21 protein-coding genes, 1 tRNA gene and 1 pseudogene are annotated in these 24,834 nt (G+C 61.4%); 5 read left to right on the plus strand and 18 right to left on the minus strand.

What is annotated here, in order from left to right; all coding sequences use genetic code 11:
• Positions 1 to 89: 89 nt before the first annotated feature.
• The 3 genes from LJY18_RS02660 (at position 90) to LJY18_RS02670 (ending at position 2,655) form a co-directional block, all read left to right on the plus strand.
• Positions 90 to 812: a VC0807 family protein gene (locus LJY18_RS02660; RefSeq protein ID WP_238041101.1), complete on the plus strand. Its 723-nt coding sequence runs from the start codon at positions 90 to 92 to the stop codon at positions 810 to 812.
• Positions 813 to 864: 52 nt separating this feature from the next.
• Positions 865 to 1,317, plus strand: a complete 453-nt coding sequence (locus tag LJY18_RS02665) for a YqaA family protein (protein WP_238040199.1) — start codon at positions 865 to 867, stop codon at positions 1,315 to 1,317.
• 72 nt (positions 1,318 to 1,389) lie between these two features.
• On the plus strand, positions 1,390 to 2,655 hold the full coding sequence (locus LJY18_RS02670; protein WP_238040200.1) for an Hsp70 family protein: 1,266 nt from the start codon (positions 1,390 to 1,392) through the stop codon (positions 2,653 to 2,655).
• 84 nt (positions 2,656 to 2,739) lie between these two features.
• On the opposite strand, the gene LJY18_RS02675 is transcribed toward LJY18_RS02670, so the two are convergent.
• Entirely contained in the window at positions 2,740 to 5,073 is a 2,334-nt protein-coding gene (locus LJY18_RS02675) for a YgiQ family radical SAM protein (protein ID WP_238040203.1), read from the minus strand.
• A gap of 194 nt (positions 5,074 to 5,267) precedes the next feature.
• Between LJY18_RS02675 and LJY18_RS02680 the strand changes: the two genes are divergently transcribed.
• The gene (locus LJY18_RS02680) at positions 5,268 to 7,175 is read left to right on the plus strand and encodes a diguanylate cyclase domain-containing protein (protein ID WP_442964468.1); all 1,908 of its coding nucleotides are present in this window, start codon (positions 5,268 to 5,270) and stop codon (positions 7,173 to 7,175) included.
• A gap of 23 nt (positions 7,176 to 7,198) precedes the next feature.
• Here the strand turns inward: LJY18_RS02680 and alr are convergent, their stop codons facing one another.
• The 8 genes from alr to rnr form a co-directional block, all read right to left on the minus strand.
• On the minus strand, positions 7,199 to 8,278 hold the full coding sequence (alr, locus tag LJY18_RS02685) for an alanine racemase (RefSeq protein ID WP_238040207.1): 1,080 nt from the start codon (positions 8,276 to 8,278) through the stop codon (positions 7,199 to 7,201).
• Between the two features lie 103 nt (positions 8,279 to 8,381).
• Positions 8,382 to 9,776, minus strand: coding sequence for a replicative DNA helicase (gene dnaB / locus LJY18_RS02690; protein ID WP_238040209.1), 1,395 nt, complete (start codon positions 9,774 to 9,776; stop codon positions 8,382 to 8,384).
• Positions 9,777 to 9,922: 146 nt separating this feature from the next.
• Positions 9,923 to 10,372 carry a 50S ribosomal protein L9 gene (gene rplI / locus LJY18_RS02695; RefSeq protein WP_238040210.1) on the minus strand — a complete coding sequence of 150 codons (450 nt, stop codon included), beginning with the start codon at positions 10,370 to 10,372 and terminating at the stop codon, positions 9,923 to 9,925.
• Positions 10,373 to 10,393: 21 nt separating this feature from the next.
• Complete coding sequence (locus tag LJY18_RS02700) at positions 10,394 to 11,287, minus strand: hypothetical protein (protein WP_238040211.1); 894 nt, start codon at positions 11,285 to 11,287, stop codon at positions 10,394 to 10,396.
• A gap of 36 nt (positions 11,288 to 11,323) precedes the next feature.
• Entirely contained in the window at positions 11,324 to 11,554 is a 231-nt protein-coding gene (rpsR, locus tag LJY18_RS02705; RefSeq protein WP_069519637.1) for a 30S ribosomal protein S18, read from the minus strand.
• Between the two features lie 28 nt (positions 11,555 to 11,582).
• Positions 11,583 to 12,014: a 30S ribosomal protein S6 gene (gene rpsF, locus LJY18_RS02710; RefSeq protein ID WP_238040212.1), complete on the minus strand. Its 432-nt coding sequence runs from the start codon at positions 12,012 to 12,014 to the stop codon at positions 11,583 to 11,585.
• A gap of 273 nt (positions 12,015 to 12,287) precedes the next feature.
• Positions 12,288 to 13,058 carry a 23S rRNA (guanosine(2251)-2'-O)-methyltransferase RlmB gene (gene rlmB, locus LJY18_RS02715; RefSeq protein WP_238040213.1) on the minus strand — a complete coding sequence of 257 codons (771 nt, stop codon included), beginning with the start codon at positions 13,056 to 13,058 and terminating at the stop codon, positions 12,288 to 12,290.
• Positions 13,055 to 15,598, minus strand: a complete 2,544-nt coding sequence (gene rnr, locus LJY18_RS02720) for a ribonuclease R (protein WP_238040216.1) — start codon at positions 15,596 to 15,598, stop codon at positions 13,055 to 13,057. The genes rlmB and rnr overlap by 4 nt, the downstream gene beginning before the upstream one ends.
• 205 nt (positions 15,599 to 15,803) lie before the next feature.
• On the opposite strand from rnr, the gene LJY18_RS02725 reads away from it, so the two are divergent.
• A tRNA-Leu gene (locus LJY18_RS02725) sits at positions 15,804 to 15,890 on the plus strand.
• Between the two features lie 194 nt (positions 15,891 to 16,084).
• On the opposite strand, the gene LJY18_RS22635 is transcribed toward LJY18_RS02725, so the two are convergent.
• The 9 genes and pseudogenes from LJY18_RS22635 to hfq form a co-directional block, all read right to left on the minus strand.
• A complete protein-coding gene (locus LJY18_RS22635; RefSeq protein WP_442964473.1) occupies positions 16,085 to 16,969 on the minus strand; it encodes a methyl-accepting chemotaxis protein in 885 nt (294 codons plus the stop codon).
• Positions 16,943 to 18,010: pseudogene (locus LJY18_RS22640) on the minus strand (HAMP domain-containing protein); the annotation flags it as partial. The pseudogene LJY18_RS22640 and the gene LJY18_RS22635, both read right to left, overlap by 27 nt.
• A gap of 137 nt (positions 18,011 to 18,147) precedes the next feature.
• Positions 18,148 to 19,443, minus strand: coding sequence for an adenylosuccinate synthase (locus LJY18_RS02735; protein WP_238040219.1), 1,296 nt, complete (start codon positions 19,441 to 19,443; stop codon positions 18,148 to 18,150).
• A 110-nt stretch (positions 19,444 to 19,553) separates the two neighbouring features.
• Entirely contained in the window at positions 19,554 to 20,741 is a 1,188-nt protein-coding gene (locus tag LJY18_RS02740; RefSeq protein WP_238040221.1) for an ATP phosphoribosyltransferase regulatory subunit, read from the minus strand.
• 37 nt (positions 20,742 to 20,778) lie between these two features.
• Positions 20,779 to 20,964 (minus strand): DUF2065 domain-containing protein, encoded by a 186-nt coding sequence (locus LJY18_RS02745; RefSeq protein ID WP_238041102.1) that lies wholly within the window; start codon positions 20,962 to 20,964, stop codon positions 20,779 to 20,781.
• 106 nt (positions 20,965 to 21,070) lie between these two features.
• Positions 21,071 to 21,940 (minus strand): protease modulator HflC, encoded by an 870-nt coding sequence (gene hflC / locus LJY18_RS02750; protein WP_238040223.1) that lies wholly within the window; start codon positions 21,938 to 21,940, stop codon positions 21,071 to 21,073.
• Complete coding sequence (gene hflK / locus LJY18_RS02755; protein WP_238040225.1) at positions 21,940 to 23,094, minus strand: FtsH protease activity modulator HflK; 1,155 nt, start codon at positions 23,092 to 23,094, stop codon at positions 21,940 to 21,942. Before hflK ends, hflC begins: the two co-directional genes overlap by 1 nt.
• A gap of 96 nt (positions 23,095 to 23,190) precedes the next feature.
• Entirely contained in the window at positions 23,191 to 24,492 is a 1,302-nt protein-coding gene (gene hflX, locus LJY18_RS02760) for a ribosome rescue GTPase HflX (protein ID WP_238040227.1), read from the minus strand.
• A 14-nt stretch (positions 24,493 to 24,506) separates the two neighbouring features.
• Positions 24,507 to 24,776 (minus strand): RNA chaperone Hfq, encoded by a 270-nt coding sequence (gene hfq / locus LJY18_RS02765; protein WP_238040229.1) that lies wholly within the window; start codon positions 24,774 to 24,776, stop codon positions 24,507 to 24,509.
• Positions 24,777 to 24,834 lie beyond the last annotated feature (58 nt).

Genomic DNA, 24,834 nt, shown 5'->3' on the forward strand with positions numbered 1-24,834 from the left:
CAACTTTGTCATGGTCCAACCGTCGGTTGGGCTGGCGGTCGAGGCTCAGGCAGGCGATGATCACCATTCATCCCTGCGCCTTGATCGACATGACCGATACCACACACAGCTCCACCGTTACACACAAGCCCCGCCCGCTTGTGGACTTGCTGGTCAGCATCCTGATTCCCTCACTGATCCTCATGAAGCTCAGCGGCGAATCCAGACTCGGTGCCGATGGCGCGCTGATCCTGGCACTGGCGTTCCCCCTCGGCTGGGGCACCTTCGAGCTGGTCAAGTACCGTAAATTCAACTTCATCGCCCTGCTCGGCCTGGTCAGCGTTCTGCTGACCGGCGGCATCGGCCTGCTCAAACTGGACAACCAGTGGCTGGCGATCAAGGAGGCGGCGGTTCCTGGTTTGATCGGCATCACCGTGCTGGTGTCGACACGCACCCGCTACCCGCTGATCCGAACCATGCTGTTCAATAAAAATGTGCTCAATGTCGACAAGATCCATGAGCGCCTGGAACAGGGCGGACATACCCAGCATTTCGAAACGCGCCTGCTGACCGCCACCTACTGGTTGAGTGGCACCTTCTTCTTTTCCTCGGCGATGAACTATGTGCTGGCCAAGTGGATCGTCATCAGCCCATCTGGCAGCGAGGCCTTCAATGCCGAATTGGGCCGCATGAATCTGCTCAGCTACCCGATGATCGCCATCCCCTCGATGATCATGATGATGGCGATCTTCTATTACCTGTGGCGCACCATCCATGGCCTGACCGGCTTGAAGCTGGAAGAGATCATGGCCGGTGTCGAGCAGGAATCGTAATTCTGCCTGCCGCTCCGGCGGCAGTGCCTAGTTCCCGCCAAGCAAGCCTCCAGTGCTGACGTTTTCCGCCTACCTGGGCCTGTTTCTCTCGGCCTTCGGCGCCGCTACCTTGCTGCCATTGGGCTCCGAGGCGGTGCTGGTCAGCCTGCTGCTCAGCGATGCCTACCTGTTGTGGCTTCTGGTGGCGGTGGCCAGCGTCGGCAATGTCCTCGGTTCGCTGGTCAACTGGCAGCTTGGACGCTACCTGGAGCACTTCCGCCAGCGCCGCTGGTTCCCGGTCAACGAGCATCGGCTGCAGCAAGCGCAGGGCTGGTATACGCGTTACGGACGCTGGTCGCTGCTGCTCAGCTGGCTGCCGATCATCGGCGATCCCTTGACCCTGGTCGCCGGGGTGATGCGCGAGCGCTGCTGGGTTTTCCTGTTGATCGTCAGCCTGGCCAAGACCGGGCGCTACCTGGCGCTGGCCGCTCTGACCCTGGGTTGGGGTTCATTCGTCGCGCCATAGCGCAATCGCGGCAGCATTGCGCGGACATATCCCATAGAATGCCCGGCCGTTTTTCCAGGAACAGCGCGCAGCATGCCTTTCTCCACTCCCGCCCGCGCCTGCGGCATCGACTTCGGCACCTCTAACTCCACCGTCGGCTGGCTTCGCCCTGACGCCGAGACCCTGCTCACCCTCGAAGACGGCAAGATCACCCTGCCCTCGGTGGTCTTCTTCAATCTCGAGGAACGCCGCCCGGTCTACGGCCGCCTGGCCCTGCAGGAATACCTGGAAGGCTATGAAGGCCGGCTGATGCGCTCGCTGAAAAGCCTGCTCGGCTCCAAGCTGCTGAAGAGCGAAACCACGGTGTTGGGGAGCTCCCTGCCGTTCAAGGACCTGCTTGGGTTCTTTATCGGCGAGCTGAAAGCTCGTGCCGAGGCCGTGGCTCAGCGACCCTTCGAGGAAGTGGTACTCGGTCGCCCGGTATTTTTCGTCGACGACGACCCGCTCGCCGACCAGGAGGCGCAGAACACCCTGGTGGCCGTGGCGCACAAGCTCGGTTTCAAGGAGGTGTCCTTCCAGTACGAACCGATCGCCGCGGCCTTCGACTACGAGTCGGGTATCGAGCGCGAGGAGCTGGTGCTGATCGTCGACATCGGCGGCGGCACCTCGGACTTCTCCCTGGTGCGCCTGTCGCCCGAGCGGCGCAGCGTCACCGACCGGCATGACGACATCCTCGCCACCGGCGGCGTGCACATCGGCGGCACCGACTTCGACAAGCAACTCAGCCTGCAGGGCGTGATGCCGCTGTTCGGGTACGGCAGCCGGATGAAGAGCGCCGCGCCGATGCCCACCAGCACCCACCTGAACCTGGCTACCTGGCACACCATCAACGCGGTCTACTCGGCGCAGTCGCAGCGCCAGTTGCAGAGCATGCGCTACGACATCGTCGACCCGATCGGCATCGACCGCCTGTTCAAGCTGATCGAGCGGCGCGACGGCCATTGGCTGGCGATGCAGGTGGAAGACAGCAAGATCGCCCTGACCGAGGAGGACGCCCGGCCCATCGACCTGAGCCGGGTAGAGCCCGGCCTGGTGGCCGAACTGACCCGCGAACTGTTTGAAAACGCCATCGAGCCGCTGCTCGAACGGGTGCGCGCCAGCGTGACGCAACTGCTCGGCGATGCCGGGGTAAGCGTCGAACAGGTCGATACGGTGTTCTTTACCGGCGGCTCCAGCGGCATCCCGGCCTTGCGCCAGAGTGTTGCGGCAATGCTACCCAACGCCCGTCATGTGGAAGGCAACACCTTCGGCAGCATCGGCAGCGGCTTGGCCATCGAAGCGAAAAAGCGCTACGGCTGAGCAAAAGCCGCTGCGCACCTTGCCAGCACAATGAAAAACGCCAGCACTAGGTTAGGCTGGCGTTTTTCTTTGCGGCGTATTCAATCAGCGCGGTACGGCTGGCTTCTTCGCTGGCTTCTTGCCTTTGCCCTTGGCGGCATCGGCGCGTTCCTTGGCGGCCTGCTGGTTGCGCACCTGGGCGGCGGCCTTGGCCTGCTCGCGCTTGTCCCAGGGGTTGCCCGCAGCGGCACCGGTGTCGCGCGGCGGCAGGCCGGTGTGCTGGGTCAGCAGCGGCCGGCTCTTGTCGCCAGGGTTGCGAGCGGCAGTGGCCCCACCGACCTTCTTGCTGCCGGCCGGGGTGGAGTTCTTGCGTCGCGCGCTCTGGTAGCTGTCGGCGGCCGGCTGATGCAGCGGGATCAGCTGGTTCTTGCCGGGCCCGATCAGGTCGCTGCGACCCATGCGCTCCAGCGCCTCGCGCAGCATCGGCCAGCCTTTCGGGTCGTGGTAACGCAGGAAGGCCTTGTGCAGGCGGCGTTGCGCTTCGCTCTTGACGATGGGAACGCCATCGCTCTTGTAGGTGACCTTGCGCAGCGGGTTCTTGCCCGAGTGGTACATGGCCGTGGCGGTGGCCATCGGCGAGGGATAGAAGGCCTGCACCTGATCGGCGCGGAAGCCGCTGCTCTTGAGCCACAGGGCGAGGTTCATCATGTCCTCGTCGCTGGTGCCGGGGTGCGCGGCGATGAAGTACGGAATCAGGTACTGCTCTTTGCCCGCCTCTTTCGAATACTTCTCGAACATGCGCTTGAACTTGTCGTAGCTGCCGATGCCCGGTTTCATCATCTTGTTCAGCGGGCCTTCCTCGGTGTGCTCCGGGGCAATCTTCAGGTAACCGCCGACATGGTGGGTGACCAGCTCCTTGACGTACTCCGGCGATTCCACGGCGAGGTCGTAACGCAGGCCCGAGGCGATCAGGATCTTCTTCACCCCCGGCAAGGCACGGGCCGAGCGGTACAGCTGGATCAGGGCCGAATGGTCGGTATTGAGGTTTTCGCAGATGCCGGGGAACACGCAGGACGGCTTGCGACAGGCGGATTCGATTTCCGGGCTCTTGCAGGCGATGCGGTACATGTTGGCGGTTGGCCCGCCAAGATCGGAGATCACCCCGGTAAAACCCGGCACCTTGTCGCGGATTTCTTCGATCTCGCGAATGATCGATTCTTCCGAACGGTTCTGGATGATCCGCCCCTCATGCTCGGTGATCGAGCAGAAGGTACAGCCGCCGAAGCAACCACGCATGATGTTGACCGAGAAGCGGATCATCTCGTAGGCCGGGATTTTTTCCTTGCCATAGGCCGGGTGCGGCACACGCGCATAGGGCATGCCGAACACGTAATCCATCTCTTCGGTGGTCATCGGAATGGGCGGCGGGGTGAACCAGACATCCACTTCGCCATGCTTCTGCACCAGGGCGCGGGCGTTACCCGGGTTGGTTTCCAGATGCAGCACGCGGTTGGCGTGGGCGTACAACACCGAATCGGCACGGACCTTCTCGAACGAAGGCAGGCGAATCACCGTCTTGTCGCGCTCCAGCCGTGGGTGCGGCAGCAACTGCACCACCTTGGCCTCATTCGGATCGTCCTGCGGGCCCTTTTCCTGCTCGATGGCGCAGGCCTGGGTGTCCTGGGTATTCACATAGGGATTGATGATCTTGTCGATCTTGCCCGGCCGGTCGATGCGGCTGGAGTCAATTTCCATCCAGCCGTCCGGCGTATCGCGGCGGATAAAGGCGGTGCCGCGAATATCGGTGATGTCTTCAATCTTGTGGCCGTAGGACAGGCGCTGGGCCACTTCGACGATGGCGCGTTCGGCGTTGCCGTAGAGCAGGATGTCGGCACAGGCATCGATCAGGATCGAGTGGCGGACCTTGTCCTGCCAGTAATCGTAATGGGCGATGCGCCGCAGCGAGGCCTCGATGCCGCCAAGCACGATCGGCACGTGCTTGTAGGCTTCCTTGCAGCGCTGGCTGTAGACCAGGCTGGCCCGATCCGGGCGCTTGCCGGCCAGACCACCGGGGGTGTAGGCATCGTCGGAACGGATTTTCTTGTCGGCGGTGTAACGGTTGATCATCGAATCCATGTTGCCGGCCGCGACGCCGAAGAACAGATTCGGCTCGCCGAGCTTCATGAAGTCGTCTTTGCTGCTCCAGTCCGGCTGGGCAATGATGCCAACTCGAAAGCCCTGGGACTCGAGCAGGCGACCGATGATCGCCATGCCGAACGACGGATGATCGACATAGGCATCGCCGGTGACGATGATGATGTCGCAACTGTCCCAGCCAAGCTGATCCATCTCTTCCCGGCTCATCGGCAGGAAAGGCGCCGGGCCGAAGCACTCGGCCCAGTATTTTGGATAGTCGAATAACGGCTTGGCTGCGTTCATGAAATGACCGAGATATCAGGAGTAAACGGTCGCGGAATATAGCACAAAATTTGACCAAGTCCGACCCTGATACTAGGACAAATCCATGTCACCGGCCCTACGCCGGCCACACGGCATTTGTGATCACATGCAGAGTTATGGCTATACTCGGCGATTGCCACCGGTAGCGGTGCCGGGCACAAGAGGTGCATGCAGTGCAGCGGATAGTCTCCTCATTCATTCTAGTGTTGAGCCTGACCTGCCTGCCCGCCGCGGCCAGTGCGGCGACCATCCTGCTCGACAGCGCCAGTAGCGGGCACATGCTCAACGGGCAGATCGAGCTGCTGGAGGACACCGGCGCTCGGCTGAACATCGCCGACATGGCGGATCCGGCCGTGCAAAGCCGCTTTCAACCGGCGAATGGCCGCGCCACCGTCGGCCAGAGCCGTCACCCCTGGTGGGTCAAGGTCACCCTGCAACGCGGCCAGGGCAGTCCCAGCCAGTGGTGGCTGGAAAACGCCGGCATCACCATCTACAACCTGCAACTCTATCTGCCCGATGGCCAGGGCGGCTGGCACAAACGCGTCACGGGCACCGCGGCGCCCTACGCCGAGGGCCGCGACTACGCCTATCGGCGCATGCTGTTCAAACTGCCCGAGCTGGGCGAAGCACCCCTGACCCTGTACATGCGCAGCCTCGACCCCGCCGGCAACTCCTTTCCGCTGACCATCTGGCAGCTCGGCGACCTCGAACAACAGGCCAGCAACGAGAACATCGGCTTCGGCCTGATCTACGGGATGATCCTGGCGCTGCTGCTGTACAACCTATTCATCCTGATTGCCCTGCGCGACAAGGCTTACCTCTGGTACGTGCTGGCCACCGCCTGCGTGCTGGTGTTCATCCTCAGCATGACCGGTCATGGCTTCCAGTACCTGTGGCCCGGCAGCGCCGTGCCCTTCTGGCTCGATCGCATCACCCTGCCCTCGCTCTGGGGCATTTTCGTCATGCGTTTCACCCAGGAGCTGCTCTACACCAAACGCGGACTGATCTGGCCGCATCGCCTGCTGAATGCCGGCTGCGTGCTGTATCTCATCGCCATCGCGATCAACGCCTTCGGCCATCGCGCCGAAGGCGCCCTGCTGATCGCCCTGACGCCACTCGTCACGGTGCCCACCGCCCTGTTCAGTGCCGGCGTGCGCTGCCGCCAGGGTTTCTTCCCGGCGCGCTTCTACCTGCTCGGCTACGGCGCCGTCCTCGGCAGCACCGTGGTGCTGGTGATGCGCGCGGCCGGGCTGATCGAGCCGCACAACTTCACCGCCTACCTGTTCCCGTTATCGATCGCCGCAGAAACCATCCTGTTTTCCTTTGCCCTGGCCTACCGCATCCAGATGCTCAAGCAAGAGAAGGCCGCAGCGCTAAGACAAGCCGACCGCGAGAAGACCGCCCGCCTGGCGCTGGTCCAGGGCAACGCCGACGAGCTGCAGCGCGCGGTGGAGCAACGCACCGCCGAGCTGGCCGCGACCAACCAGCGACTGCGGCAACGCGAACTGGAACTGCAGCACGCCGCCTTCCATGATCCACTGACCGAACTGCCGAACCGCCGCTATCTGATCGAACGCACCGAAACCGTTCTGACCCACGCCAAGCACCACGGCGAAAGCGTGGCATTGATGCTGATCGACCTCGACCATTTCAAGCCGATCAACGACCGCTTCGGCCACGATGCCGGCGACCTGATGCTGCAGGTGATTGCCCAGCGCCTGCGCGAGCATGTGCGCAGCGGCGATACCGTGGCCCGTCTGGGCGGCGATGAGTTCGCCGTGCTGATCTGTGGCGGCGAGGCCGAACGGCACGCCCGCGAGATTGCCGAGCGCCTGCTTGCCGAACTGGCGCAGCCGGTATTCTATGGTGCCGAACGGCTGACCGTGACCATCAGCATCGGCGTGGCCCTCTACCCTCAGCACGCCAGCCACTTCGCCAGCCTCTACAAGGCTGCCGACGAGGCGCTGTACAAGGTCAAGGCACGCGGCCGCTCAGGCTCGTGCGTCTGTGGCGACGACGGCGAACTGAGCGGCAGTGCACGCCTGCAACTGGATGTGATCAAGGTCACCAGCGGCCTGTAGCAGCCAAGGTTGCCAGCACCCGCTCAGGCGTTGCGATAACGCCGCGGTACGCGCTGGGTGACCTTGCTCAACAGCTCATAGCCGATGGTGCCGGCCGCCCGCGCCACCTCATCCACCGGCAGTTGGGCGCCCCACAGCTGCACGTCATCGCCAACCCGGGCAGCTGGCAGATCGGTTAGATCGACCGTCAGCATGTCCATCGATACCCGCCCCGCCAGCGCCACACGCTGACCACGCACCAGCAACGGCGTACCGCTCGGCGCATGGCGCGGATAGCCATCGGCGTAACCGCAGCTGACCGTGCCGATGCGCGACGGCCGCTGGGCCAGCCAGCTGGCGCCATAGCCGACGCTTTCGCCCACCGCCACTTCGCGGCAGGCAATCAGCTGCGCCGCCAGGGTCATCGCCGGCTGAAGGCCCAGCTCGGCGGCCCCCAGTTCGGCAAAAGGGGTGGCGCCGTAGAGCATGATGCCCGGCCGCAACCAATCCATGTGCGCCGCCGGAATGGTCAGAATGGCCGCCGAGTTGGCCAGCGAGCGCTGGGCGAAATCCAGATCGAGCACGTCAAGGAATACCTCGAGCTGCTGCTCGGTCATTTCATGGCCACGCTCGTCGGCACAGGCAAAGTGGCTGAGCAGGTTCAACTCGGCCACCGCCGCCGCGCCGTGCAGACGCGCATGCCAGGCGCGCAGGCCGAGTTCATTGAAGCCCAGACGATGCATGCCGCTGTCCAGCTTCAGCCAGATATTCAACGGCCGACTCAGCTTGGCCGCGAGAAAATCCGCCGCCTGCTGTTCGCCCTGCAGCACCAGATCCAGGCCCAATTGCGCCGCCAGTTGATATTCCGCTGCCTCGAAACAACCTTCGAGCAACAGGATCCGCGCCTCGCTGTGCAGCGCCCGCACCTCGACCGCCTCCTCCAGGCTGGCCACGGCAAAACCATCGGCCAGGTCAGACAACGCCGTCACCACCTCGCCCACGCCATGCCCATAGGCATTCGCCTTGACCACCGCAAAGGCCTGTCGGCCCGGCGCGCAGCGCTTGGCCACGGCATAGTTATGGCGGATGGCTGCAAGATCGATGGTGGCGATGAGGGGGCGCATGGGCGGAATGTCCTGAAAGCAAAACGGGCGACCAGTTTAACCACTGGCCGCCCGTTGTTATTGATCCTACTCGGCAAGAACATGCACTCACCCTACTGCAGGCTCAATCCTCGTCGAACTGGTAGCTGCCCGGCGCCAGGTTCTCGAAGCGCGAATACTTGCCGAGAAAGGCCAGGCGCGTGGTGCCGATAGGCCCGTTACGCTGCTTGCCGATGATGATTTCGGCCACGCCCTTGAGCTCGGTTTCCGGGTGATAGACCTCGTCGCGGTAGACGAACATGATGATGTCGGCGTCCTGCTCGATCGCCCCGGATTCACGCAAGTCGGAGTTGATCGGGCGCTTGTTCGGGCGCTGCTCCAGGGAACGGTTGAGCTGCGACAGGGCGATCACCGGGCAGTTGAATTCCTTGGCCAGGGCCTTGAGCGAACGGGAAATCTCGGAGATCTCGTTGACCCGACTGTCGCTGCTGGAGCCGGGAATCTGCATCAGCTGCAGGTAGTCGACCATGATCATGCCGATTTCGCCGTGCTCGCGGGCCAGGCGCCGGGTACGCGCACGCATCTCCGACGGCGAGATGCCGGCGGTGTCGTCGATGAACAGCTTGCGATCATTGAGCAGATTGACCGCCGAGGTCAGGCGCGGCCAATCGTCGTCGTCCAGGCGGCCGGCACGCACCTTGGTCTGATCGATGCGGCCGAGTGAGGCCAGCATCCGCATGACGATCGAATCCGACGGCATCTCCAGCGAATACACGACGATGGCCTTGTCGCTGCGCAACACGGCGTTTTCCACCAGGTTCATGGCGAAGGTGGTCTTACCCATGGACGGTCGACCGGCGACGATGATCAAATCCGCCGGCTGCAAGCCGCTGGTCTGCGCATCCAGATCGTTAAAGCCGGTGGACAGCCCGGTGATCGCATCGCCCGAGTTGAACAGGGTGTCGATGCGGTCGATGGCCTTGACCAGGATGTCGTTGATGCCCACCGGACCGCCGGTCTTCGGCCGCGCCTCGGCGATCTGGAAGATCAGGCGCTCGGCCTCGTCGAGAATCTCCTCGCCGGTGCGGCCCTGTGGCGAATAGGCGCTGTCGGCGATTTCGCCGCTGATGCCGATCAACTGACGCAGGGTGGCACGCTCGCGGATGATCTGCGCATAGGCCTTGATGTTGGCCACCGACGGAATGTTCTTCGCCAGTTCGCCCAGATAGGCCAAGCCCCCGACTTGCGACAGCTGCCCTTCCTTGTCCAACTGCTCGGACACGGTGACCACGTCGAAGGGGTGATTGCGCTCGGCCAGTTTGTAGATGGCGCGGAAGATCAGGCGGTGGTCGTGTCGATAGAAATCGCCATCGGACACCGCATCAAGCACCCGCTCCCAGGCGTTGTTGTCGAGCATCAGGCCACCCAGCACGGCTTGCTCGGCCTCGATCGAGTGCGGCGGCACTTTCAAGGCGGAGGTTTGCAGGTCGTATTGCTCGGGAATGTTGATGTCGTTCATAGGGCTCTGGGCAAAAAACGGATGCACTAAAAATCGAGAATTGAAAAACAAAGGGCACGGCATCGCTTGCGCAATGCCGTGCCCGATGTTAACGGCCTTGCACCTAAGCGCAAGCCCGTTGAGCGGCTAGCTTCAGAGCAAGGCTCTTAGACTGCTGCAACCACAACGACGCGGACGGTCGCTTCAACGTCGGAGTGCAGGTGCACAGCCACGTCGTATTCGCCAATCTGGCGAATGGTACCGTTCGGCAGACGCACTTCAGACTTGGCCACTTCCACGCCAGAGGCGGTCAGGGCGTCAGCGATGTCGTGCGTACCGATGGAGCCGAACAGCTTGCCCTCATCGCCCGCAGTAGCGGTGATGGTGACTTCCAGTTCAGCCAACTGAGCGGCGCGAGTTTCAGCAGATGCTTTCTTATCGGCAGCCAGCTGTTCCAATTCGGCGCGACGCGCTTCAAACGTAGCCACGTTGGCAGCGGTTGCAGCAGTAGCTTTGCCGAATGGCAGCAGGAAGTTACGGCCGTAACCGGCCTTAACGTTCACTTTATCGCCCAGGTTGCCCAGGTTGGCGATTTTTTCCAGCAGGATCAGTTCCATTTGGTAATAACCTCTTAACTTTTAACCTTCACCGTTCGCGGGACCCGAGCCTTGCTTGCGCTCGAAGCGACCACGAAAATCAAACAGGCTGTCGACAATGGCCAAGACCACCAATAACGGATAAGTCAGCTGCATGAACAGCAGCAGCGTGATGTACAACCCGACCAGCCAGAACTTGGCCAGTCGCCCTTGCACCACCAACCCGTGCAACAGGGCCACGGCGGCAAACACCAGCGGCACGCTGCACAGCGGAGTCAACATGGCCATCTGCGGTCCCAGATTGGGGCCCAGTAGCATGCCGACCAGCAGCAACATCGCCGGTGCCAGCGGCAGTCGCAGCGCGCGAAACTCGCGCCCGAAACCGCCAGGGTTATACAACAGCGCCTGCCAATAACGCCCAAGCATCAGGCTCAGCAGGCTGACAATCTGCAGCAAAGCCGCCAATAAACCGGTCAGCACCGGTGCAATCAGGCTATCCAGGCGCGCTCGCTCGTCCACCGACATCTGCTGGTGAACCCCATCGAGCATTTGCGGCAGGAGCTTTTGCAGCTCACCTGCCATCGCCGCGATGGGTTCGCGGAACACCGCACCCAAAACCAACCCGTACACCAGGCCCAAGGCCACGCTGCAAAGCAGCACACGGTTCCAGGACAGACTGGCGCGCAACAACAACGCCAGCCCCAGCGCACCGAGCAACACCAACAGGGTGCGCGGCTCACCGAAATACCACCAGCCAATCGCCGGCAGCAGGGCCCAAGCGAGGATGCCCAGGGCATCACTCAGACCGCGCCGCAGGAGCACCAGGCAACCTGCGGCAGCACTTAACCAGAACAGCAGCGGCAATGCCGCCGAAACAACCACCACGAGGATGGCCTGCATACGGCCGCGCATAATGAATTCAGCTAAGGCGCGCATGCGTTTTATCCCTTACTTCTTGTCGAACAACCGATCTCAGCGGCCGTGGCTGTCGGTGTAGGGCAGCAGGGCCAGGAAGCGGGCGCGCTTGATAGCGGTAGCCAGCTGACGCTGATAACGAGCCTTGGTACCGGTGATACGGCTAGGAACGATCTTGCCGGTTTCCGAGATGTAGGCTTTCAGGGTGTTGAGATCTTTGAAATCGATCTCTTTCACCTCTTCAGCGGTGAAACGGCAGAATTTACGACGACGGAAGAAACGTGCCATTTGATAGGCTCCTCAATAGATCCGTGGATTACTCGTCAGCGTTGTCGCTGTCGCTGTTGTTGTCGCTGTCATCGCTGCTCGAGTCGTCAGACTCAGCGCTTTCAGGACGGTCACGACGCTCACGACGCTCACTGCGGTTTTCTTCGGCCTTGAGCATCTCCGACTGTTCAACAACGGCTTCGTCGCGACGGATGACCAAGTTACGGATCACGGCATCGTTGTAACGGAAGTTGTCTTCCATCTCAGCCAGGGCTTTACCAGTGCACTCAACGTTGAGCATCACATAGTGAGCCTTGTGGACGTTGTTGATGGCGTAAGCCAGCTGACGACGACCCCAATCTTCCAGGCGGTGGATTTTGCCGCCGTCTTCTTCGATCAGCTTGGTGTAACGCTCAACCATGCCGCCGACTTGCTCGCTCTGGTCCGGGTGAACCAGAAAGATGATTTCGTAATGACGCATAAATGCTCCTTACGGGTTGTAGCCTGCCGCCAAACGCGGTCAGGCAAGGAGTGAATATCACTTGTGAGTCTTGCTGAAATAGCAGGGCGCAATAGCGCCTGCCGTCGCGGCAAGGGGCGCCATTCTAGAGAACCCCCTAGGCACAAGCAAGGTCGACTGGTGATTATTTGAACAGCAAGACTGAGCTGACGCGAATTACGTCTGAGCGGCGCCAGCTTGCTGGCGATCCGCCGCAGGAACAGCGAATCGCCAGCCAGCCGACACCTATGTGATTCAAGGCTTGCTCTTACCCTTGCTCTTGCTCTTGCTGCTGCGCTGGCGCAACGCCTCGAACAGACAGACCCCAGTCGCCACCGAGACGTTGAGGCTGCTGACGCTGCCGGCCATCGGCAGCTTGACCAGGTAATCGCAATGCTCGCGAGTCAGGCGGCGCATGCCCTTGCCCTCAGCCCCCATGACCAGCACGGTTGGCCCGGTCATGTCGTGCTGATACAACTCCTGCTCGGCCTCACCGGCAGTACCGACCACCCACAGGCCACGCTGCTGGAGCTTCTCCAGGCTGCGCGCCAGGTTGGTCACCGCCACCAGCGGAATCACCTCGGCAGCGCCACAGGCCACCTTGCGCACAGTGGCATTGAGCGTGGCGGACTTGTCCTTTGGCACTATCACCGCCAGCGCACCCGCCGCATCGGCAGTACGCAGGCAAGCACCGAGATTGTGTGGATCGGTCACCCCATCCAGCACCAGCAACAGCGGCGGACCTATGGCGCGATCGAGCAACTCCTCGAGCATCGCCTCACCCCACACCTGACTGGGACTGACATCGGCAACCACCCCCTGATGCACGCCCTCAACCCAGACATCCATCTCGCGCCGCTCGCACTGACTAACGGCGACCCGCGCCTCTGCGGCCAACGCCAGCAGGACTTGCACCCGTGGGTCATTGCGCCCTTCAGCCAACCACACCTGCTTGACCCGCTTGGGGTGATGACGCAGCAGCGCCTCCACGGCATGCACGCCGTAGACTTTTTCCAGTTGGCTCATGACTTCGCCTTACGCTTGCGTGGTCCGCCACCGGCGCTCGGCGCTCCGCTTTTTGGCGGCCCCTTGCGGTGCTTGGCGGATTTGGCGTCCGCGCTCGCCGGCTTGGCGGACTCGCTTTTAGCACCGCGCCCCTTGCCCTTGGATTCGGCTAGCAACGACTTTTTCAGCTCGCGGCTTTTCTCCACATCGGAACCGCCAGCAGCGACACCTCGCCCGTCCCGGCGCCCGGTTTTACCCGCGGACTCGAAACCACCGCGCCGACGCCCAACGGGCGCATCCACGACGCTCTGGGCCATTTCGAAGTCGATCTTGCGCTCGTCCAGATCAACCCGCATGACCTTGACCTCGACCGTGTCGCCGAGGCGGAAGTTACGCCCACTGCGCTCGCCGGCCAGACGATGATGAACCGGATCGAAATGGTAGTAATCGCCTGGCAAGGCGGTGACATGCACCAGACCTTCGACGTAGATATCGGTCAGCTCGACGAACAGACCGAAACCGGTCACGGCGGTGATCACCCCCGGGAAGGTTTCGCCGACACGGTCTTTCATGAACTCGCATTTCAGCCAGTTGACCACATCGCGGGTGGCCTCGTCGGCGCGCCGCTCGGACATCGAACACTGCTCGCCGAGCTGCTCCAGGATCGGCTCATCATAGGGATAGATGCGCGCTTTGGGCATGCTCGCCGCGCCCGCGCGCTTGACGTGCGGGGTGTCGAGCCTGGAGCGAATCACGCTGCGGATCGCCCGATGGATCAGCAGATCCGGGTAACGGCGGATCGGCGAGGTGAAGTGGGCATAGGCTTCGTAATTCAGACCGAAGTGACCCTGATTGTCCGCGCTGTACACCGCCTGACTGAGCGAACGCAGCATCACGGTCTGGATCAGGTGGTAATCCGGGCGACCACGAATACTTTCCAGCAGAGCCTGGTAGTCCTTGGGTGTCGGACCGTCTTTGGACTTGCCACGATGCAGGGACAGGCCCAGCTCGGTGAGGAAGGCCTTGAGTTTTTCCACGCGCTCGGGCGGCGGGCCATCGTGCACGCGATACAGCGCCGGGATTTCATGCTTCTGCATGAACGCGGCAGTGGCCACGTTAGCGGCCAGCATGCACTCCTCGATCAGCTTGTGCGCATCGTTGCGCTGGGTCGGCCGAATCTCGGCGATCTTGCGTCCGGCACCGAAGATGATTCGCGTCTCCTGAGTCTCGAAGTCGATGGCGCCGCGCTCGTGACGCGCCGCCAACAACACCTGATACAGGGAGTAGAGCTGCTTGAGGTGTGGCAACACTTCCTTGTACTCACCACGCAACACCTTGCCTTCGCTGCCTTTCGGCTCTTCGAGCATGGCACTGACCTTGTTGTAGGTCAGGCGCGCATGGGAATGGATCACCGCCTCGCAGAACTGGTAATCGATCATCTTGCCGGTCTTCGAGATGCTCATCTCGCAGACCAGGGCCAAACGATCCACCTGCGGATTCAGCGAGCAGAGGCCGTTGGACAGCTCCTCCGGCAGCATCGGGATCACCCGCTCAGGGAAATACACCGAATTGCCACGCACCTGCGCCTCGGCATCCAGCGCCGAATCGACTTTCACATAGTGGGAGACGTCGGCAATCGCCACGTACAGCTTCCAGCCACCGGAGAACAACCGCCAGTTGCTGCCGTTCTTCTCGCAATAGACCGCATCGTCGAAATCGCGGGCATCTTCGCCGTCAATAGTGACGAAGGGCAGATGACGCAGGTCGATGCGCTTTTCCTTGTCCTTGTCTTCGACTTCAGGCTTGAGCTTGCGCGCTTCCTTGACCACGGCCTCGGGCCAGACGTGGGGGATATCATAGCTGCGCAGCGCAACATCGATCTCCATGCCTGGCGCCATGTAGTTGCCAACCACCTCAACCACATCGCCCTGCGGCTGAAAGCGCGGGGTCGGCCAGTGGGTGATCTTCACCTCGACGAACTGGCCCTGCTTGGCGCCGGCATTACGCCCCGGCGTAACCAGCACCTCCTGCTGGATCTTCGGGTTGTCGGCGACCACGAAACCGATGCCGCTCTCTTCGTAATAGCGACCGACGATGGTTTCATGGGCACGGGTCAGCACTTCGACGATACCGCCTTCGCGGCGACCACGCCGATCCAGGCCGGTAACCCGCGCCAAGCCACGGTCGCCATCGAAGACCAGGCGCATCTGCGCCGGACTGAGGAACAGGTCATCGCTGCCGTCGTCCGGAATCAGAAAGCCAAAACCGTCGCGGTGGCCACTGACGCGCCCCAGGATCAGGTCCAGCTTGTCCACCGGCGCATAAGTGCCACGACGCGTATAGATCAACTGACCGTCGCGCTCCATGGCTCGCAGCCGACGACGCAGCGCCTCGATCTGCTCTTCGGTGGTAAGGCCGAACTCATCGAGCAACTGCTCACGGTTCGCCGGGGAACCACGCTCGGCGAGATGCTGCAGAATCAGCTCGCGACTCGGGATGGGGTTTTCGTATTTTTCCGCTTCACGAGCGGCCTCAGGGTCGAGGGATTGCCAGTCGGCCATTAGAGAGAGTTCACCTTTTCTATATAAATTCGGTTTTCCATGTGCCTATTGAAGCGCGAAACCACTATCCGGGTCAGCACAGCACACAGAATAAAATTTTTTGATCACAGGGCTTTACAAGTAAAAAGTCGATCCGTATTATGCGCGCCACAACGACGACAAACGTAGTTGTAGTTGATAGTAAATGAGCGATCATTGCAATCAAGCCCAGGTGGTGAAATTGGTAGACACGCCAGCTTCAGGTGCTGGTGACCTTACGGTCGTGGAAGTTCGAGTCTTCTCCTGGGCACCAATTCAAAAAACCGAGCCAAGCGCTCGGTTTTTTCTTGCCTGCGATTTAGTGCAGCAGACCGTCAAACGACCCGAACCCCATACCGCCTGACGGCAACTTGCAGGCTACAGCCCCGCAAACCAAGCCACCAGGCTTGCCGAGTGAAGCCTGACGGCCCGGCCCATTCGGCAATATTCGCCTTACCGGAGCAAAGTCTAAACGCGGAACTGCCCCAGACTGGCTTTCAGCTGCTTGGCCAGGCCATCCAGCACTCGCCCACTGTCGGCCGTGGCAGCCACCGCCTCGGCCGCATGCTGAGCTTCGGCATGAATCACCTCGACCCGCCCACGCACCGCATCGGCACCTTCCGCCTGATGCGCCGCCGCCTGAGTCGCCGCATTGATGGCGCCATGCACCTCCTCTACTGCCGCCTGCACCGACTGCTGCACCTTGGCGCTTTCCAGCAGCGCAGCCAGCCCCTGATCTGCCTGCTGACCCGCCTGCCCGATGGCGCCAACCGCCTCACGCGCCCCTTTTTGCAAGGCACCGATATGTGCCTGAATATCGCCGGTCGACTTCTGGGTCTTGCTCGCCAGTGCACGCACTTCATCGGCGACCACGGCGAAACCACGACCGCTCTCCCCCGCACGGGCCGCCTCGATGGCAGCATTCAAGGCCAGCAAATTGGTCTGCTCGGCGATACCATGGATCACCGTCAGCACCACTTCGATCTGTTCGCTCTGCCTGGCCAGTCGCTCGATCACCGCCGCCCCCTCACCAACCCGCAGCACCAGGGTCTCCATCGCGCCACCGACCCGCGCCGCAATCGCCGCATTATCCTGGGTAGACTGACGAATCGCGGCCACCCGGCGCAACGCCTCTTGCATCGCCTGGCTTTCCGCCTGCGCCTCGCCCGCCATCTGCGCCAATGCCTGCAGGCTACCCGCCACCTCGTCGCGCTGGCGCCCAGCGGCAGCCTCCGCCGCGGCACTGCGCAATGCCAGGCCGTCGATTTCCCGCCCGGTGAGTACCGCCACCTCGCCCGCCTCGCGCACAATGGGTTGCAACCTGGCGACAAACCGATTGACCGCGGCCGCCATTTCACCCACCTCATCACGACTGTCCAGCTCGACCCGCCGGGTCAGGTCCCCCTCACCCTCGGCCAAATCCTGCAAGGCCGCGATCAGTAATTGCAGGCGGCTCAACACCCGCCAACCAAGAACCAGCGCCACCGCCAGCAGCGCCAGCAAACCGACCACTAAGAGCCCGACCGCAATGCGCCAACGCAAGCTCTCGGCAGCAGCCCTAACCGAGCCCAGGCTACCCTGCGCCATACCCTCGGCCGCCTGCTGCGCATCAGCCAGGCGTCGCTGCAGCGCCTGAGTGCTTTCGCCTGCGGCGCCGGCCAGACTGGTATCGACCAACTCGCCTGCACTGTCCACCAGCGCAGAGAAACGCTGATCCAGCGATTGCAACTCCTGCTCCACGGCAGCCCTGGACAGACCCAACTGGACCTTGCCGAGTTGCGCCCCCATGGGGTTGATAGACGCCTCGACCATGTACACCTGCGGATCACGCGAGGCTGCATCGACCAGCTTATCCAGCTTGGTATCGCCCTTCCCCGCAGCCACCAAGGCCCGTACCCGCGCATCGCTGCGATTGAAATTGCGGGTCAGGCGCTGCCCCTGCGCATCGTAATAAACGGCGAACAGCACCGCAGGGTCGCGCTGAGCGATACGCGTGAACGCCGTCAGTGCCGGCTTATCGTCATCCCAGATGGCCTTGGGTGCGACGCCGGCCAGCAACTGTGCCATGGCGCTGCCAGACTGCTTGAGATTCTGTTCGAGCACGCCGCGCAACTGCTCCTGCTCGGCCTGAAGCCGCCCGGACAACGCCTTACCAAGGCTCTCTCGAGTATTTACCGACAGCGCCGCCAAGCTCTGCACCACCTCACGCTCAGCGGCGGACAACTCGCCACCCAGGCGCTGACTATCGCCCTCCAGGCGCGTTGCCAGGTCGGCAACCAAGTCATCGACAGTGGTACGGGTCAGCCATACGGCCAGGAATACCTGCACCAGCATGGCCACACCCAGGGCAATGAATACCGGACGCAACAAACGGCTGTGCAGCAATGCGAACATGGCGGACAAGGTCCCACTCCTTTCAAATCAGGCCAGCTTATAACCAGTAATCGGCCGCAAAATACAAAGCTGAAGCCATCGCCATAAAACGACAAAGGGCCGCCCATGGCGACCCTTTGCTGTACCGCTGATGACAATCAGGCGAACGGGTGACGCAGCACGATGGTCTCGTTGCGATCCGGCCCCGTGGAGATGATGTCGATGGGCGCACCGACCAACTCTTCCACCCGCTTGATATAAGCACGTGCGCTGGCCGGTAATTCTTCCAGGGTCTTGGCGCCCAGGGTCGACTCGCTCCAGCCTGGCAGCTCCTCATACACCGGCTGCAGACCCAGATAGCTGTCGGCATCGGTCGGCGCATCGACCAGCACCTCACCGTATTGATCCTTGTAGCCGACACAGATACGAATGGTCTCGAGACCATCGAGCACATCGAGCTTGGTCAGGCACAGGCCGGAAATACTGTTGATTTCGATGGCGCGACGCAGGATCACCGCATCGAACCAGCCGCATCGACGGGCACGACCGGTGGTGGAGCCGAACTCATGACCGCGCTTGGCGAGAAAAGCACCGGTTTCATCGAACAATTCGGTCGGGAACGGCCCGGAGCCGACGCGCGTGGTGTAGGCCTTGGTAATGCCGAGGATGTAATCCAGGTACATCGGACCGAAACCCGAACCGGTTGCAATGCCGCCAGCGGTGGTATTGGAACTGGTCACGTAGGGGTAGGTACCGTGATCAATGTCCAGCAGCGAACCCTGGGCACCCTCGAACATGATGTCCTTGGACTGGCGGCGCATCTCGTGCAGCACCGCGGTCACATCGGCCATCATCGGCTTGAGCAGCTCGGCGTATTCCATACACTCATCCAGGGTTTTCTGGAAATCGATGGCCGGCTCTTTGTAATAGTTCTGCAGCACGAAGTTGTGGTAATCGAGCAACTCACCCAGCTTGGCGGCGAAACGCTCGCGATGGAACAGATCACCAATACGCAGTCCGCGACGCGCCACCTTGTCTTCGTAAGCCGGGCCGATGCCGCGACCGGTGGTACCGATCTTGAGATCGCCACGGGCTTTCTCGCGCGCCTGATCCAGGGCCACGTGATAGGGCAGGATCAGCGGGCAAGACGGGCTGATACGCAGGCGCTCGCGCACCGGCACGCCCTTGCCTTCCAGCTTGATGATTTCCCGCATCAGTGCGTCAGGGGCAACCACTACGCCATTGCCGATCAGGCACTGAACGTTCTCGCGCAGGATGCCCGAAGGGATCAGGTGCAGGACGGTTTTTTCGCCGTCGATCACCAGGGTATGACCGGCATTGTGGCCACCCTGATAACGCACGACGGCTGCAGCCTGTTCGGTGAGCAGGTCGACGATCTTGCCCTTGCCCTCATCGCCCCACTGGGTGCCCAGGACTACGACATTCTTACCCATAACACTTGTCCTCTTCGCGCAAGCTTGATGTCGACCATGGCCGACGGAAACAATTTAGGCCGGCCCGTATGGGCGACCTGCTGGGGGATGGAGCCAGAGTGCCTGTCAGCTTAGACAGCCAACGGCGCCACCTGCCAACGACCATCACACAGCAATAATTGACGATCACAGCCCACCTCGCGAGCTTCGGCCAAAGCCTGCCCAGGCAGAGCCTGCACCACACGCTCGCCGTCACCCCGCAGTCGCTGCACCGCCTGCCACAGGTACACATCATGATGATCCGGCGCCCAGATGCCCGCAGGCAATTCGCCGAGCGGCATCTGCCCAAGACTGACCAGGGTTTTCAGGTCGGTGGAGAACCCGGTCGCTGGACGCGCCCGACCGAAATCCGCACCGATATCGTCATAGCGACCGCCCTGGGCAATCGACTGGCCGACACCCGGCACGAAGGCCGCAAATACCACGCCGGTGTGATAACGGTAGCCGCGCAACTCGCTCAGATCGAAGTACAGCGGCAACTCCGGGTAACGCAGGCTCAGCGCATCGGCAATCGCCAACAAGTCATCCAGCGCAGCATGTACATCGTCCGGTGCCTCGACCAGACAAGCCTGCGCCAGGTCCAGCACTTCACGACCGCCACAGAGCTCGGCCAGGGCGCGCAACATTTTGCACAACGCAGCCGGCAAGGCCTCGGTCAGCAGCACAATCTCATCCATAGCCTTGCGCTGCAGCGCATCGAACAGTTGCTGCTCAACCTCGCCAGACAGGCCGGCGGCACGAGCCAGGCCACGGTAGATACCTACATGACCGAGATCCATGTGAATGTCGGGCACCTGCGCCAGCTCCAGGGTGTCCACCAGCAGGCTGATAACTTCCACGTCACTGGCAGGACTGGCGTCGCCATACAACTCGGCCCCCAACTGGATCGGGCTGCGCGAGGTGGTCAGCGCGCGCGGCTGAGCATGCACCACGCTGCCGGCATAGCACAGCCGACTCGGCCCTTCGCGGCGCAGAGTATGCGCATCGATACGCGCCACTTGCGGCGTGATATCGGCACGAAAGCCCATCTGCCGACCCGACAACGGGTCGGTCACCTTGAAGGTACGCAGATCCAGATCCCGGCCCGCGCCAGTAAGCAGCGACTCCAGGTATTCGATATGCGGCGTCACCACGAATTCATAGCCCCAGCGCTGGAACAGGTCCAGAACCTGACGGCGCGCGACTTCAATGCGCGCCGCTTCCGGCGGCAGTACTTCTTCGATGCCATCTGGCAGTAACCAGCGGTCTACCGTTGCCATTTCGCCATTCCCCTCTTGAACCGGGCGGCACAAGCCTTCAGTGAAGCAGAAAAAGGAGAGCTGTACCCAGCAACATGCTGGCCAACCCCATCAGTCGCAGTCGTCGATCCGACAGCCTTGCAAGCTGTGCGACTGCCTCACGCCAAAGGCGCGGACAGAGGAAAGGCAGGATGCCTTCCAGCACCAGCAGCAGACAAAACGCAATGCCAAATTCCTGCCACATGTTACCCACAGACGCAAAAAAGCCGGGATTTTCCCGGCTGCCGCATGATACCACGTTTTCTTCAGCGGTCACCCCGACGGACGCCTCGCGCCCGCCGGAGTAGAGGTCAAGGCTTGGACTTTTCCAGGTAGCGGAAGAAATCACTGCTCGGATCAAGCACCAACACATCACGCTTGTCCGCGAAGCTCTCGCGATAAGCCCTCAGGCTGCGATAGAAGGAGTAGAACTCCTGATCCTGACCATAAGCCTTGGCGTAGATAGCCGCCGCCTGGGCATCACCATCACCGCGCAGCTCTTCAGCCTGGCGGTAGGCGTCGGCCAGCAGCACACGACGCTGACGATCGGCATCGGCACGAATACCTTCGGCCAATTCCTTACCCTTGGCACGATGCTCGCGAGCCTCCCGCTCACGCTCGGAGCTCATGCGGTCGAATACGCTACGATTCACCTCTTTCGGCAGGTCGATGCCCTTGACCCGCACATCCACCACCTCAATACCCAACTCGCTCTGTGCAGCACGATTGAGCGAAGCCGTAACGTCCGCCATCAGCGCATCACGCTCGCCGGAAACCGACTCGTGCAAGGTGCGCTTGCCGAATTGGTCACGCAGCGAAGCTTCCAGACGACGCGCCAGGCGCTCGTCGGCAATCTGCTTGATACCCGAAGTCGCGGTGTAGTAACGCTCGGCATCGAGCACTCGCCACTTGGCGAAGGCATCGACCATCAGCGCTTTCTTTTCCAGAGTGAGGAAGCGCGAGCTGGAGGAATCCAGGGTCAGCAGGCGGGCATCGAACTTGCGCACCTGATTGACGTAAGGAACCTTCACATGCAAACCCGGCTGCACATCCGGCTGAACGATACGACCGAACTGCAATAGCACGGCCCGTTCGGTTTGCGCCACGATATAGAAGCTGTTCCAGGCCACCAACGCCAGCACTACGCCAACAATCAGGGCGATCAGCGATTTATTGCTCATCAACGGCTCTCCCTTGTGCGCAGCTCAACCTGACGCGGGTCCATTTTCACTCGCGAACTTGCATCACTGACACCCGCAGCCGAGATCGAGCCGGACGCAGACGAACCGCGACCATCGATCATCTTGTCCAGCGGCAGATAAAGCAGGTTGTTCTGGCCCTTGTCGCCAGTCACCAGAACCTTGCTGGTGTTGCTCATCAACTCCTGCATGGTGTCCAGATACAAACGCTCACGCGTGACTTCCGGCGCCTTGCGGTACTCGGCAACCAGGGCGGTAAAGCGATCCGCCTCACCCGTTGCACGGGAAACCACTTCCTCACGGTAACCGCTGGCGTCTTCGATCAGACGCTGGGACTGACCGCGCGCTTCCGGCACTACGCCATTGGCATAGGTTTCCGCCTGATTCTTCTCACGCTGCTCATCTTCACGGGCGCGAATCACATCGTCGAAGGCCTCCTGCACTTCACGCGGCGCAGCCGCACTCTGCAAGTTGACCTGGGTAACGTTAATGCCGGTGCGATAGGTATCGAGGAAGCGCTGCAAGCGATCCTTGACCTCACTGGCCATCAGTTCACGGCCTTCGGTCAGCACCTGATCCATCTCGGTCGAACCGACCACATGGCGCACGGCGCTATCGGTGGCGTGCTGCAAGCTGACTTCCGGCTGATCGACGTTGAGCACGAAGTCCTGCAGATTGCTGATCTTGTATTGCACGGTCAGCGGCACTTCGATGATGTTCTCGTCCTCGGTGAGCATCTGCCCCTGCTTGCTGTAAGCACGCTCGCGGGTGACGTTCTCCTGGAACTTGCGATCAATCGGCGGGAAGTAAATGTTCAGGCCCGGCCCTACGGTTTCGTAGTACTTGCCGAAACGCAGCACCACGGCCTGCTCCTGCTCATCGATCACATAGATCGCGCTGTACAGCCAAACGGCCGCGAGCAAGCCCAGACCAATGAATAGCAGACCGAAACCACCGCCTTTACCAGCGCCGTCGTCACTGCCACGTTTCTTACCACCACCGAACAGCCCGTTGAGGCTTTCCTGCAGCTTGCGGAAGGCTTCATCGAGATCCGGTGGACCCTTGCGATCACCGCCTTTGCGGCCGCCCCAAGGATCCTGATTGTTCGAGTTGCCACCCGGCTCATTCCAAGCCATAGCGCTCTCCATCTAATAAAGCAAAGACGCGCCCACGGCGCGCCGACCAATGCTACCGAATGCCAGCCATCAGCGGCAAAACCACTGACGCAGGCTTTATTGCAAAGTGTGTTGCTCGATAAATTCCAGCGGTTTCAAACCTGCTCGGGTGACCAGTCGATTCAACTCAATTCGCGGCAGACGTACTGCCAGCAAACTACTGCCATCCTCGGCATGCTCCTCACTCAGCACCGCACCCAAGGCAAAAAACTGAGCACGTAGGCGCGCCAGGCCCTGCGGCAACTGCAAGGTAGCAATAAACAGTTCATCGCCCAACAACTCGGCAACGGCCTGCTTCAACAGAGGCAGGCCTCGCCCGTCGCGAGCAGACAACCAGACTCGCAGCGGCTTGCCATCGGCATCACGCTGAATCTGCGGTTCAACACCCTCGAGCAGATCCAACTTGTTGTACACCTCGAGAATCGGCAACTCGTGCGCGCCGATCTCACCCAGCACCGCCATGACCTGCTCGATCTGCTGATCACGTTCAGGCTCGTGGGCATCGATCACATGCAGGAGCAAGTCGGAATTGCTCGATTCCTCGAGGGTCGCACGAAAAGCTTCGACCAGTTTATGCGGGAGATGACGAATAAAACCCACGGTATCGGCTAACACCACCGGCCCCAGGTCATCCAACTCCAGCCGACGCAAGGTCGGGTCCAGGGTGGCGAACAACTGATCGGCAGCGTACACATCAGACTCGGTCAGCGCATTGAACAGGGTCGACTTGCCGGCGTTGGTGTAGCCGACCAGAGACACAGAGGGGATGTCTGCGCGCTTGCGTCCGCGCCGCGCCTGCTCGCGCTGACTGCGCACCTTCTCCAGCTTTTGCTTGATCTGTCGAATACGTACCCGCAGCAAACGGCGGTCGGTTTCCAGCTGAGTCTCACCTGGACCACGCAGACCGATCCCCCCCTTCTGCCGCTCCAGGTGAGTCCAGCCGCGAACCAGACGCGTGCTCAGATGATCCAGCTGGGCCAGCTCGACCTGCAGCTTGCCTTCGTGAGTTCGGGCGCGCTGGGCGAAAATATCGAGAATCAGGCCAGTTCGATCAAGCACCCGACACTCGAAAACCCGCTCCAGGTTGCGTTCCTGACTGGGCGTGAGGACGTGATTGAAGATAACCAGATCCGCCTCGAGGGTCTTGACCTGGTTGCGTAACTCCTCGACCTTGCCACTGCCAATCAGGTATTTCGCCGTCAGCCGGCTACTCGGTACGTTGAGGAAGGCAACAGTGTCAGCGCCAGCCGAAATGGCGAGCTCCTGAAACTCCTGCGGATCTTCGCGCGCCGCGGAGTCTTGACCATCCAGATGAACCAGGACAGCCCGCTCACCCCCTTCATGGCGCTCGAAGAACAATACGACCTCCTAAATCAGGCGTTGCCCGGCTCGTTTTCAGCAGCTTCAGCCAGCTCAGTCTCGGAAACGCTCGGCAAACGCACTGGTCGGCTCGGCACCACAGTGGAGATAGCGTGCTTGTAGACCATCTGGCTGACAGTATTTTTCAGCAGAATCACGAACTGATCGAAAGACTCGATCTGACCTTGCAGCTTGATGCCGTTGACCAGGTAGATGGAAACCGGGACGCGTTCCTTACGTAGGGTATTCAGGTAAGGGTCTTGTAGCGAATGCCCTTTTGACATGTGTCGCACTCCTTTGGAAAATCGATAATTAATAGTGTTAGTAAGGTAATAAATGACA

This window comes from Pseudomonas sp. MMS21 TM103 (assembly GCF_022132145.1).
Taxonomy (GTDB): domain Bacteria; phylum Pseudomonadota; class Gammaproteobacteria; order Pseudomonadales; family Pseudomonadaceae; genus Aquipseudomonas.